This window comes from Flavobacteriales bacterium (assembly GCA_013214975.1).
Classification (GTDB): domain Bacteria; phylum Bacteroidota; class Bacteroidia; order DT-38; family DT-38; genus DT-38.
In genome coordinates this window covers 1-13,085 of record JABSPR010000271.1, presented here as the reverse complement: position 1 = coordinate 13,085, position 13,085 = coordinate 1, and the positions used below count along the sequence as shown (strand labels likewise).

The following is a 13,085-nucleotide window of genomic DNA, read 5'->3' as shown; positions in this document are numbered from 1 at the left end:
GTATCGTAGGGATGATTGTCTCCAATTAGAAAGGAAAATACAGCCGCTTTATTCTTTGCCGTACCTATAAAACGCAGTCCTTCAACTTTAGATAATGCTTCGTGAGCTATGACTCTAATTTCTTCTTCGTATGTAGCAATGTTATTAATTCCAACACTGTTCATGTAATCTATTGCTGCCCCAAGGCCAATCCCTCCAGCAATATTTGGTGTGCCGGCTTCAAACTTATGTGGCAATTCGTTGTATGTCGTTTTTTCGAATGTTACGGTTTTAATCATGTCACCACCACCTTGGTAAGGAGGCATTTCGTTGAGCCACTTTTCTTTACCGTAAAGAATTCCAATGCCAGTAGGACCGTACATCTTATGCCCAGAGAAGACATAAAAATCAGCATCCATATCTCGTACATCCACTTCCATATGTTGTACTGCTTGAGCTCCATCAATTAATACTGCTGCACCTTTTTCGTGTGCTAATTCGATAATTTCTTTAACAGGATTTATTGTGCCAAGAGTGTTAGAAACATGAGTTATAGCAACCATTTTGGTGCGATCGTCGAGTAGCTTTTTATACTCATCCATTAGTAACTCACCTGCATCGTTAATCGGAATAACTCTCAAAGTTGCTCCTCTCTCCTCACAAACAAATTGCCATGGTACGATGTTCGAATGGTGTTCCATTTCGGAGATGATAATGTTATCTCCTTCTTGAATAAACTTTTTACCGAATGATTGTGCGATAAGGTTTATTCCATCTGTAGTTCCTTTGGTAAACAAGCATTCATGATCGTGCTCAGCATTTAAAAAACTTTGTACTTTCTTTCGTGCTTGCTCATACTTATCTGTTGCCGTAGAGCTTAAATAATGAACTCCTCGATGAATATTACTGTGCTCGTTTCTGTAATAATTATCGATTGTTTCAATTACTGATGAAGGTTTTTGTGAAGAAGCACCGTTATCTAAATAAACTAAAGGTTTATCGTAGATCGTTCGACTTAAGATTGGAAAGTCTTTTCTTATTTTTTGAATATTTAAGCTCATTATTGAATTCTATGGCTGAAGAATAATTAGGTAACTTCGACGCCGATTTATCGGTAAATCCAATACAAAGGTACTTATAATATTCAATGAGTAAAGAGCGCATAATATTGATAATATTGGCTTTGATCCAAATGGTCTTAATCTTAGATTTTATGATCATGATGGCCGCAAACCCTATGATCGTTGCTGATTTGGGTATTTCTAATTCGGAGTTTAGTTATTTGATTTCTATCTACACTTTTGGAGCTGGGTTGAGTGGATTTTTTGGGGTATTCTTTTTGGATATGCTGGATCGAAAGAAGATGCTTATTTCTTTGATGATAGGATTTTCTCTAGCCGTTTTCTTTTCGGGAAACACAACAGATTACTGGACTTTCTTTATTGCAAGAGCAATTAGCGGTGCCTTTAATGGTGCAATTATAGCTTTAATACTTTCAATTATTTCTGACTTGATTCCTGAGAAAAGAAGGGCCGCCGCCATTGGTTTTGTATTTGCGGCATTCGGAGTGGCTTCCGTAGTAGGTATACCAAGCAGCATGTGGTTAGCGATGAATTACAAATGGCAATCACCATTTATTGCGTACAGTATATTTCTGTCGGTTATGCTAATCGTGACTAGCATTGTCTTGCCAAAGATGACTTCTCACCTTGAGAAAAGAGAAAAGAATAGTAATCCATTCTATGTATTGAAGATGATATTTACGGATGGAAATATGTTGAGGGGATTAATTTTTACTGCTTTGCTTGTACTTGGTCAATTTTCGATAATCCCGTACATCGCTGGGTTTATGTCTACAAATATTGGCTATACCAATGAGGATGTAACGCTAATGTATTTTATTGGTGGGTTGGTAACGGTTTTCTTATCGCCGGTGATCGGTATTGTGGCGGACAAGATTGGGAAACAGAAGACTTTTATAGGATTAACAGTATTAAGTATTGCTCCTTTTTTATTGTTGACTAGTATGACCAATATGGCGTTTTGGTTATCCCTAACAATTAACTCTTCGTTCTTTATTTTAATATCTGGAAGGATGATACCAGCAACAACTATAACCACTTCGATCGTAGTGCAGCAATATCGTGGAAGTTTTATGAGCATGCGTACAGCTGTTCAGCAATTTTCCATGAGTCTTGCGTCAGTATTCGTAGGCCTTGTTACCTATAGAAATGAGATTGGGGAACTGGTAAATTTCGAGTATACCGGTTATTTCGCAGTGATACTCTCCATATTAGCAATATGGGTTGGAAGTACACTTAAAAAAGTAGAGTAGGCTAAAAGGACATTTCTACTTGAATTCTGTAGAGCAATTTGTTTCCAGATTTTTCTGTGTAAGAAACATCGCCTTGCACTTTAAGGCTATGCCCAACAACATATTTAGACATTCCCAAAGTATACATATTGATGTCAGACTCGAAAAATAAATCAGAATCTGGTCGTATAGAAGTATATCGACCTGCTATTTCAATATTATTTTTAAATAAGTAACCTAAGGATGCATTTAGTCCTGATCCGGTGTAGTAAAACATGTCTGGAAAATAAACACCATATAAAAGAGCACTTCCTTCGGCTTGTCTGTCGGCATATTCTAACATTACAGAGGCTCCTTTGTACTTGAACATTGCGTCTATAATAGTAGTATACATGGTTTTGGTCTCAGGCATGTAATCTTTCTGATTACCTCGTTGTCTAGTTGCTCTATCGTGATAGTCGTATGTCACACCAATTGCTAGTTTCGGTTTATCTTCTCTCTTTAAGTCAGAACCAAAGTAGTCTCCTTTGCTTGTAAATTCGCCCATTGGCAAAACTTCAACACGTCCGGTGTATTTATATCCACCTACATTCTTCGCTGTAATATTCCTACCTTCTCCTTGTGAAAGTGATAATGCTTCTTTAATAACTATGTTTCCAGCCTTCCATTTGTTTCTTAACTGAATACCCATGTCTCTATCCAGGTTGTAATAAGAATTAAGTAGAGATCGGTCCACAAATTGTAATTTTTGAGATGAAATTACCCGTTCTCTATTACCAGGAAGTTTTGTTTGGCCAACCCATAAGTAAGTATTTTTGGCAAATTCCCATTTTACCACAGCATCGAGGATTATTCGAGCTGAGTTTTTAGTTTCTGGTATAGGGCTTCCATGGTCGCGGTTAGAAATACCAAGTTCTATCTTATATTGAACTTTCGGATTGTACACGTAGCCACCAAATTTTAAGCGAGCTCGTCTTACAAGAAATTTAGATGAAGAAGCACCAATAGTACCATCGTCGCTAATGTTTGTAGTTCCCTCAAATAAACTTTGGATACGTGTAGAGAATTTCATGGTGAAAGAAGAATCTTTGGCCATGATCCTAATTCCCTTTCCGAATTTACTGTCCACCATCGTTTGAGAAAACGCTGTTGAACTCAACATAAATAAGGCTATTCCGACAATCCATCTTTTCATTCTTCTTCGTTTAGTATTTGATGACAAAATTATTCTATTGCGGCCATACCTATGTTAAGAGAATATTAATAGTATAAGCTTTCAAAAGGGTTGATACCACACTGTACCGTCGTTAATTATGTGCTTTGAAAAGGATAAAATCATATCTTTGCTGCCCGATTATGGATAGGTCGGGACTTAGTAAAAACAAAAAATAAAAAATATGTCATTATTGGTAGGTGATAACTTAGTAGTTAACATGCATTATAAGTTAACAGACAACGATGGAAATGTAATAGATAACTCTGAAGGCAAAGAACCTTTAGCTTATTTACATGGTGCGAAAAACCTTATTCCAGGATTGGAGAATGCTTTAGTAGGAAAAGCAGAAGGAGAAGATGTTAAAGTACAGATTGCACCTGTGGATGGATATGGTGATGTAAATCCAGATTTAATTCAAACCGTTACTAAAGAGTCTTTTCAGGGTGTGGATAAGATCGAAGAAGGAATGGGTTTTGAATCACAAGGTCCTGATGGATCCATTCAAAACATTGTAATCAAGAAAGTAGTAGGTAATAAAATTTTAGTTGATGGTAATCATCCTTTAGCTGGAATGGATTTAAATTTCGACGTGAAGATTGTTTCTATTCGAGAAGCTTCTGATGAGGAAAAAGAACATGGCCATGTTCATGGTGAAGGTGGACATCACCACTAGAAGTCGCTAAAGTATTGAAAGCCCTGTGAACTTTGTTTACAGGGCTTTTTGTTGCATAAAAAAAGCCCATTCAGTATCTGAATGAGCTTTAAAATTTGTAATGCTATCACTAAACTTTCTTAACGTTAACGGCATTTAAACCTTTTTTACCTTCTTTAAGGTCAAATTCTACTGCATCGCCTTCATCGATTTCGTCAATTAAGCCGGTTACGTGTACAAAATATTCTTTGTCTGATCCATCTTCAGTTATAAATCCGAATCCTTTTGATCCGTTGAAGAATTTTACTGTGCCTTTACTCATTGTATTTATATTGATTAAGTTACTAAGTTAATCGTCTGAACGAGAATGTTCTCGTTTTGGATCGCTTTTTCACAAACAAAATGGGACTAAAATGCTGTGATAGAGTCGAAAACCCGCAGTATATCGAGAATTGAGACTCAAAAGAAAAACAAAAAATATTACGATTTATTTGAATGATGCATTTAAGCGGTCTTCAATCATCTCTTTTAATGGAGCTATTTTAATGTTTGCAAGTACATCATCTGCAAAAGCTTCAAGTAACATTTTTCGCGCTGTATCCTCCATTATTCCTCTAGCTCTCAAATAAAACAGTGCCTCATCATCAAACTGACCAGTAGTTGAACCATGAGAACATTTCACATCATCGGCATAGATTTCCAATTCAGGCTTAGAGTTAATGGTCGCATCATCTGTCAAAAGGATATTTTTATTTGACTGGAATGCATTGGTCTTTTGGGCTTCACGATGAACGAATACCTTTCCATTAAATACTCCCGTAGACTCATCATTCATCACACCTTTATAAAGCTCATCACTCATACAATTGGGTTTAATATGATCTACGAAAGTATGGTTATCGACGTGTTGTTTTCCTATTGTGAAGTACAATCCATAGAGACGTGTTTCACAATGAGAACCATCCACCCATATCTTAAGGTTGTTTCGAACTAAGCCTCCGTTGGTAGTGATAGTAGTAATAGAAAATGTACTACTGTTGTTTTGAACAACTGCTATGTCGTTGATCTGAGTAGATTCGATGCTTTCGTTTTGTAGGAGATAGTAATCTACCATAGAGTTCTCTTTCACTACAATTTCGCAAACGGCATTTGTAAGAGAACTTCCTACTTCTGTATCGTAAGAAGCAATAATCGTAACAATACTATTCTTTTCTGCAACGATTAAGTTCCTTGGATGTGAAACAATCTTATCACCGATTGTAATATTTATAATGTGAATAGGGTGTTCTATCACGGCATTTTCTTTAACCGTGATCAATACGCCATCTGTACTGTTTAGAGTATTTAGAGCCGTAAACAATTCGTTTTTATGTCGCTCGCTTTTACCGAAGTAGTTTGCAAGATCGTTGCTGTTATCGTTAAGAGCAGTTTTTAATTGTCCAATAGTTAGATCATTATTTTCTTCTAGAATAGTTGATTGCTCTGCAGAATAATGACCATTTACAAATACTAAAATATTCGCTTTAAGGCCTGCAACGATAAAGTCATTCAGTTTAGCAGAAGGAAGAAGAGATCCTGCAACGAATTGTTGATCTTTTAATTTGTTAAGGTTGGTGTATTTCCAAGCTTCATCTTTTCGAGATGGAAATTTTAAAATACCAATTGCATTAACTGCTTCTTCTTTGGTTTGCTTCAAAAGGTTATTATCACCAATGAAACCAACGTTATTCGTTTTTATTAATAAATCCTTCATCAATATTATAATGCAGCTTCAGCTTCTTCTTTTAACCAATCGTATCCTTTTGCTTCTAATTCTTTAGCTAGTTCTTTATCTCCAGACTTGATGATTTTACCATTGTATAAAACATGTACAAAATCCGGGATTATATAGTCTAATAATCTTTGGTAATGTGTTATTACTAGAAATGCGTTGTCCTCATTTTTAAGTTGATTAACACCGTTTGCTACAATTCGAAGCGCATCGATATCTAATCCTGAATCAGTTTCATCTAATATTCCAAGAGTTGGCTCTAACATCGCCATTTGGAATATCTCGTTACGTTTTTTTTCTCCACCAGAAAATCCTTCGTTTACAGATCTGCTGTTTAAAGAAGCGTCTAATTCAACCAAAGCACTTTTGTCTTTTACTCGAGCCAAAAACTCTTTTGCGATCATCGGATCCTGTCCTTTTTGCTTTCGGATAGAGTTGATGGCAGCTTTTAAGAAGTTCATGTTGCTTACACCTGGAATCTCTACTGGATATTGGAAAGCAAGAAATACACCTAATGCAGCTCTTTCTTCAGGATCAAGATCTAATAAATCTTGGTTATGAAAATCAACGGTACCTTCTACATCGTATCCGTCTTTTCCTGCTATTACAGAAGCGAGGGTACTTTTACCTGAACCATTCGGTCCCATGATCGCATGGATCTCTCCAGCTTTCACTTCAAGATTAATTCCTTTAAGGATGTTCTTATCCTCAATGCTAGCTTTTAAGTCGGTTATTTTTAACATATACTTAGTTATTCAATTAATTGGGTGATTACCCAACAGAGCCTTCAAGGCTTATTTCTAATAATTTTTGTGCTTCAACAGCAAACTCCATGGGAAGTTGCTTTAATACTTCTTTCGTGTATCCGTTTACGATAAGGCTAACGGCTTCTTCAGTTGCAATCCCTCTTTGGTTACAGTAGAAAATCTGATCTTCTCCAATTTTAGAAGTGGTTGCTTCGTGCTCCACTTTACCAGTTTTATTATTTACCTCAATGTATGGGAAGGTATGTGCGCCACAATCGTTGCCCATTAATAAGCTATCGCATTGCGAAAAGTTACGTGCATTGGTAGCTCCTTTATTTATTTTTACCAACCCTCTATAGCTATTGTTGCTCTTTCCTGCAGATATTCCTTTTGAGATAATGATACTCTTGGTGTTCTTTCCAATATGGATCATTTTGGTACCTGTATCTGCTTGCTGATGGTGATTGGTTACCGCGACAGAATAAAATTCTCCTACCGAATTATCTCCTTTCAAGATACAACTTGGGTATTTCCAGGTAACAGCAGATCCCGTTTCAACTTGTGTCCACGATATCTTTGCACTCTCATGACAAATTCCTCTTTTCGTTACAAAGTTGTAGATACCACCTTTACCATCTTTGTCTCCGGGATACCAGTTTTGAATAGTAGAGTATTTGATCTCCGCATCTTTCATGGCAACTAATTCTACAACCGCTGCATGCATTTGATTGTCATCTCGCATAGGAGCAGTACAGCCTTCCAAGTAACTCACATAACTGCCTTCGTCAGCAATTACCAATGTTCTTTCGAACTGACCAGTGTTAGCCTCGTTAATTCGGAAGTATGTAGATAATTCCATCGGACATCTTACTCCTTTTGGAATGTAGCAAAAAGACCCATCAGTAAATACAGCGCTGTTAAGTGTTGCATAAAAGTTATCTGTCATCGGAACAACAGAGCCCATATACTTACGAATTAAGTCTGGATGATTTTTTATCGCTTCTGAAAAGGAGCAAAAGATGATACCTAATTCGAAAAGCGCATCTGTAAATGTTGTCTTAACAGAAACGCTATCCATAACGATATCTACTGCAACACCAGTTAATTTTTTTTGTTCGTCGATAGATATTCCTAGCTTCTCGAATGTTTTTAGTAATTCAGGATCTACCTCATCCAGGCTATCTAATACAACCTTTGCTTTTGGAGCAGCATAGTAATGTGCATCTTGGAAATCTACCTTTGGATAATGAACGTGTGCCCATTCTGGTTCCTCCATTTTCTGCCATTGAGCGAAGGCCTTCAATCGAAATTCAAGCATCCATTCTGGCTCTTCTTTTTTAGAAGATATTAATCGAATAATATCTTCGTTCAAACCCTTTGGAGCAAGGTCTGACTCAATATCAGTAGTAAACCCATACTTGTATTCTTGCTGGGTTACTTCTTCTAAAAGAGCATCTTCTTTATTCGCCATTTGATAATTTTATATATTGATTAGAAGATTATATAGCGAAGCTTTCGCCACATCCGCAAGTACGATCTGCATTAGGATTTTTAAACACAAATCCTTTTCCGTTTAAACCTCCAGAGAAGTCTAATTCCGTTCCGATTAGATACAAGAAGCTTTTCTTTTCAACCACCACTTTGATACCATTGTCTTCAAACTCCTTGTCGCCTTCTTTTATCTCTGTATCGAATTCTAATTCGTACATCAAACCAGAACAACCACCACCTTTTACTCCAACTCGAATAAAGGCTTTGGTGCCCATATTGTCAGCCTCCATAAGCTTAAGGGCCTCGTTTTTTGCGTTATCTGTAACGTTTATCATTTTCCTATAGTTTACTTCTTATTATTTAGTTTACGTCTAAATAACATAATCGACGCAAAGGTAGCTATTTCACTGCTATTAGCAAGGTTTTCATCCATCTGGGAAATGACTTTTTATATTGTAATTTTGGGACAAATTAAGATCTTCATATATGTTAGAAAATAGCGGCAGAACAGAGTTAGAGTCATTAGGCGAATTTGGATTAATTGAGCACTTAACAAAAGACTTGAAATTGGTGAATAAATCGAGTGCCGTTGGTGTTGGAGATGACGCCGCAGTTTTGGATTACAAAAATAAACAGACCGTAGTTTCTACAGATATGTTGGTTGAGGGCGTCCACTTCGATCTTACTTATGTTCCATTAAAGCATTTAGGGTATAAATCTGTAGTAGTTAATCTATCGGACATCGCTGCTATGAATGCAGTACCGAAGCAAATTACCGTTTCAATTGCCATCTCCAATCGTTTTTCATTAGAGGCTATAGAAGAGATTTACGGAGGTATTCATTTGGCTTGCGAAAAGTATAAGGTTGATTTAGTTGGAGGAGATACAACAACTTCCAATTCGGGGTTAATAATTAGCATTACAGCTATTGGTGAAGGGGACAAAAAAACTTTGGCATTTAGAGGTGGTGCCAAGAAGAATGATTTAATCTGTGTCAGCGGAGATCTTGGTTCAGCTTATATGGGACTTCAGTTATTAGAAAGAGAAAAGGCGGTTTTTAAGGAAAATCCGAAAATGCAACCAGATTTGGGTGGGAACGATTACATCTTAGAACGTCAGTTAAAACCTGAAGCAAGAACAGATATCGTTCAAATGTTAGGAGAGATGAAGGTTCAACCAACTTCTATGATCGATATTTCGGATGGCTTGGCTTCGGAGCTATTACATATTTGCCATAAATCGAAAGTGGGATGTAGTGTGTATGAAGAGAAATTCCCGATGGATTCAACTATGATTAATGCGGCCGTAAGTATGGATTTGAATCCTGCAATGTGTGTATTAAATGGGGGAGAGGATTATGAACTCCTTTTTACTGTTGATTTATCCGATCACGATAAAATTAAAGGAAATCCACACATTACTATAATTGGTCATGTTACCGACGAAAGTGAAGGTTGTAACATGGTTGCTAAAGGTGACACAGTTATGGAACTTACTGCTCAGGGTTGGGATGCTTTCAAGGACAATAAAAGAAATGAGAAGTAGATTAGTCTGGATTAAGCAAGTGTTACTTTGTGATACTTGATTCCTTTAATATCATTCGTTTTGATAAAGAAGCCACCGGTTTGGTTAATTTCAAATCCATTTATTCCAACGGAATAACTTCCTTCCTTAACGACTATGCCGTTAAGGTTATAAACCTCAAAGATACCTTTGCCTACTCCATTAATAGAAAGGTTTTAACTAAAGGAATAAATTGAAGTTATATAATTGGCAAACTTGTATTTCTTATCTAATTGGTCTGCCTTTATTTCCGGATTCAGAAGTTCTTTTGGGTCTTTCATTGTGTTGAAATTGTTATTAGAATTAATAAAAGATATCTCTTACTAATTAGACAGTATAATAATTGTAAACGCTGCTAGTAAAAATAGCGTATTGTGCTAGTTAGGCCATTAGGGACTCAATCTCAGCAATTTCAATAGGAATGTTTTTCATTAAATCAACAGCTCCATTTTCGGTAATGAGGTAGTCGTTTTCGATTCGAATTCCTAAATTTTCATCTCGGATATAGATTCCCGGTTCACAAGTAAAAACCATTCCGGCTTCAAAAGTTCGGTTCATGTCTGCTACATCATGCACATCGAGACCTAAATGATGAGAAGTGCCATGCATGAAATACTTCTTGTAAAGAGGTTTAGTAGGATCTTGGTTTTTAACTTCTGCTTTATTTAGTAAGCCCAAGCCTATAAGCTCTTCTTCCATTAATTTGCCAGCTGCCTTGTGGTAATCACTGAGATTATTTCCCACGACCAACATCTTAACCGCTTGTTTCATCACATGTAAAACCGCATTGTAAACATCAGCCTGACGATCCGAAAACTTGCCATTAACAGGTATAGATCTGGTTAAGTCTGATGCATAATTAGCGTATTCGGCCCCCACATCTAACAACATGAGGTCTCCGTCTTTACATTCTTTATTATTCTCTAAGTAGTGTAGAACACATGCATTAAAACCTCCTGCTATAATTGGCTCATAAGCAAAACCTCTTGATCGGTTTCTAAGGAATTCATGGCTCAATTCAGCTTCAATTTCATATTCCATTACCCCTGGTTTAACGAAGCCTAATATTCTTCGAAATCCTTTTTCAGTGATGTCGCAAGCTTGCTGAATCAAGTCTATCTCTATACTCGATTTAATTGCTCTTAGATTATGCATTAGAGGAGCCGATTGCTCCAATTTTACATCTGGATAATCGAGTTCTAATTTATTAATAAAACGGGCGTCTCTAGTTTCTACTTCGGTACTCGCTCTTTTGTGCTCGTTAGTATTTATATAGATGTAATCAGAATCTTTAATAAGTTGAGTTAAGATGTCTCCGAAATCTTGTAGCCAATAAATAGACGAAATTCCAGAAGTAGAGGTAGCTGAATCTTTTGTATGTTTTTGTCCTTCCCAAATGGCAATCTCAGCATTTGTTTCTTTTACAAATAGCATCTCCCTTTGCGCGGCATCTTTAGCATTCGGATAGATCACCAATATACTTTCTTCTTGATCTATTCCAGACAAATAAAACAAGTCGCTATTCTGTCGGAAAGGCATTGTTCCATCTGCGTTAGTGGGCATTTGATCATTGGAATTAAAAATGGCGACGGAATTGGATTTGAGTAATTCAGAAAATCGTTGTCTGTTATCGATAAATAACTGACGATCAATAGGTAAATACTTCATTTGATTTATAGAATTGAATTAATAAATATAGGAAACCATACGAGATAATACTTGACCCTTTATTTTCTTGTAACAGAATCAGCAGGAATTCGCTAAAACACACTCATTATCACCTTAATTCTCGTCTATGAGTAGTACATTTGCAGACAATTTTGAATTTATTAACCAACACTATATAGAATGAGCCAGTCGTCTTCTATTGTCAGAAAAGTAACGATGTCCTTATCGGGATTGTTTCTGATTACTTTTTTACCAATGCATCTTCTTATTAACAGCTTGTCGCTTATTGGCGCCGACTTATTTAACGAAGCTGTTCACTTTATGGAAACTAACCTGATGATTCAAGTAATGCAACCTGTATTGGGAATCGGATTCATCGTACACATTGTAATGGGTATTAAATTAACGATGCAAAACAGAGCAGCTCGTCCTATCAAATACGAATTTGAAGATGCAGCAGATAGTTCTACGTGGGCATCTAGAAACATGATTTTAACCGGTCTTCTTCTTTTGGCTTTCTTGGCACTTCACTTGGCTAACTACTTTGTGAAAATGAAGTTTACGGGAATGGACGGAATGACTGCTTTCGAAATGGTAACAGGTTTATTTGATAGCTGGTATTATGTTGCGATATATGAGGCAGCATTCATCTTATTAGGTGTTCATTTAAGCCATGGATTTACTTCTGCTTTCCAATCGATAGGAGCAAATCACTCAAAATATAACCCGATCATTCAAATGGTATCGCAAGGATACGTGATAGTAATTACGCTTGGTTTTGTAATCATTCCTATTCTTCATTTCATCGGAGCAGCACCATTTTGTTCAGGAATTTGCACTCATTAAATTAAAGGTATAAACAAAGAGATATGTCAAAATTAGATTCGAAAATACCTAAAGGTCCAATTAAAGATAAATGGACGAATCATAAGAACCACATTAATGTTGTTAACCCTGCAAACAAACGATTGATCGATGTGATCGTTGTTGGGACTGGTCTTGCTGGTGGATCTGCAGCAGCTTCTTTAGCTGAGATGGGTTACGCAGTAAAGTCTTTCTGCTACCAAGATTCACCAAGACGTGCACACTCTATTGCAGCGCAAGGTGGTATCAATGCAGCGAAGAATTACCAAAACGATGGTGACTCTACTTACAGATTATTTTACGACACGGTTAAAGGTGGTGACTACAGATCTAGAGAAGCAAACGTTTATCGTTTGGCTGAGGTATCTGCTAACATCATTGATCAATGTGTTGCACAAGGTGTTCCATTTGCAAGAGAGTACGGTGGTTTATTAGCTAACCGATCTTTTGGTGGTGTACTTGTTTCAAGAACATTTTATGCCGCTGGTCAAACAGGACAGCAATTATTGCTAGGCGCTTACTCTGCAATGAACCGTCAGATCAACAAAGGAAAGATCACAATGTATAACCGTCACGAAATGTTAGACGTTGTTATCGTTGATGGAAAAGCAAGAGGTATCATCGCAAGAAACTTAGAGACTGGCGAAATTGAAAAGCATTCTGCACACGCGGTAGTAATTGCTACCGGTGGATATGGAAACGTATTCTTTCTTTCTACTAATGCAATGGGATCTAACGTAACTGCTGGATGGAAAATCCACAAAAAGGGAGCTTACTTCGCTAACCCTTGTTACACACAAATTCACCCAACTTGTATTCCG

Annotated in this window: 13 protein-coding genes; 5 read left to right on the top strand and 8 right to left on the bottom strand. The window is 36.8% G+C overall.

The window, feature by feature from the left end:
* The coding region (locus tag HRT72_08745) for a cysteine desulfurase (GenBank protein ID NQY67794.1) at positions 1-1,040 on the bottom strand (1,040 nt) is incomplete at its 3' end.
* A 131-nt stretch (positions 1,041-1,171) separates the two neighbouring features.
* Between HRT72_08745 and HRT72_08740 the strand changes: the two genes are divergently transcribed.
* Positions 1,172-2,314, top strand: a complete 1,143-nt coding sequence (locus HRT72_08740; protein NQY67793.1) for an MFS transporter — start codon at positions 1,172-1,174, stop codon at positions 2,312-2,314.
* Between the two features lies 1 nt (position 2,315).
* Here HRT72_08740 and HRT72_08735 read toward each other — a convergent pair whose 3' ends face one another.
* The gene (locus tag HRT72_08735; protein NQY67792.1) at positions 2,316-3,488 is read right to left on the bottom strand and encodes an FmdC precursor; all 1,173 of its coding nucleotides are present in this window, start codon (positions 3,486-3,488) and stop codon (positions 2,316-2,318) included.
* Between the two features lie 202 nt (positions 3,489-3,690).
* Between HRT72_08735 and HRT72_08730 the strand changes: the two genes are divergently transcribed.
* Positions 3,691-4,182, top strand: a complete 492-nt coding sequence (locus HRT72_08730; protein NQY67791.1) for a peptidylprolyl isomerase — start codon at positions 3,691-3,693, stop codon at positions 4,180-4,182.
* Between the two features lie 109 nt (positions 4,183-4,291).
* On the opposite strand, the gene HRT72_08725 is transcribed toward HRT72_08730, so the two are convergent.
* The 5 genes from HRT72_08725 to HRT72_08705 all read right to left on the bottom strand — a co-directional run bounded on the left by HRT72_08725 (position 4,292) and on the right by HRT72_08705 (position 8,504).
* Positions 4,292-4,483: a cold shock domain-containing protein gene (locus HRT72_08725; protein ID NQY67790.1), complete on the bottom strand. Its 192-nt coding sequence runs from the start codon at positions 4,481-4,483 to the stop codon at positions 4,292-4,294.
* Positions 4,484-4,648: 165 nt separating this feature from the next.
* Positions 4,649-5,914 carry a Fe-S cluster assembly protein SufD gene (sufD, locus tag HRT72_08720; GenBank protein ID NQY67789.1) on the bottom strand — a complete coding sequence of 422 codons (1,266 nt, stop codon included), beginning with the start codon at positions 5,912-5,914 and terminating at the stop codon, positions 4,649-4,651.
* Positions 5,915-5,919: 5 nt separating this feature from the next.
* Complete coding sequence (gene sufC, locus HRT72_08715; protein ID NQY67788.1) at positions 5,920-6,675, bottom strand: Fe-S cluster assembly ATPase SufC; 756 nt, start codon at positions 6,673-6,675, stop codon at positions 5,920-5,922.
* Between the two features lie 28 nt (positions 6,676-6,703).
* Positions 6,704-8,149, bottom strand: coding sequence for a Fe-S cluster assembly protein SufB (gene sufB, locus HRT72_08710; protein ID NQY67787.1), 1,446 nt, complete (start codon positions 8,147-8,149; stop codon positions 6,704-6,706).
* A 28-nt stretch (positions 8,150-8,177) separates the two neighbouring features.
* Positions 8,178-8,504, bottom strand: a complete 327-nt coding sequence (locus tag HRT72_08705) for an iron-sulfur cluster assembly accessory protein (GenBank protein NQY67786.1) — start codon at positions 8,502-8,504, stop codon at positions 8,178-8,180.
* A gap of 151 nt (positions 8,505-8,655) precedes the next feature.
* Here HRT72_08705 and thiL point away from each other — a divergent pair, with 151 nt between their 5' ends.
* The gene (gene thiL, locus HRT72_08700) at positions 8,656-9,714 is read left to right on the top strand and encodes a thiamine-phosphate kinase (GenBank protein NQY67785.1); all 1,059 of its coding nucleotides are present in this window, start codon (positions 8,656-8,658) and stop codon (positions 9,712-9,714) included.
* Between the two features lie 399 nt (positions 9,715-10,113).
* Here the strand turns inward: thiL and HRT72_08695 are convergent, their stop codons facing one another.
* Entirely contained in the window at positions 10,114-11,400 is a 1,287-nt protein-coding gene (locus tag HRT72_08695) for an aminopeptidase P family protein (GenBank protein NQY67784.1), read from the bottom strand.
* A gap of 180 nt (positions 11,401-11,580) precedes the next feature.
* Between HRT72_08695 and HRT72_08690 the strand changes: the two genes are divergently transcribed.
* Positions 11,581-12,246 (top strand): succinate dehydrogenase cytochrome b subunit, encoded by a 666-nt coding sequence (locus HRT72_08690; GenBank protein NQY67783.1) that lies wholly within the window; start codon positions 11,581-11,583, stop codon positions 12,244-12,246.
* 23 nt (positions 12,247-12,269) lie between these two features.
* Positions 12,270-13,085 (top strand): FAD-binding protein (locus HRT72_08685; protein ID NQY67782.1); only part of this gene is annotated, 816 nt, incomplete at its 3' end.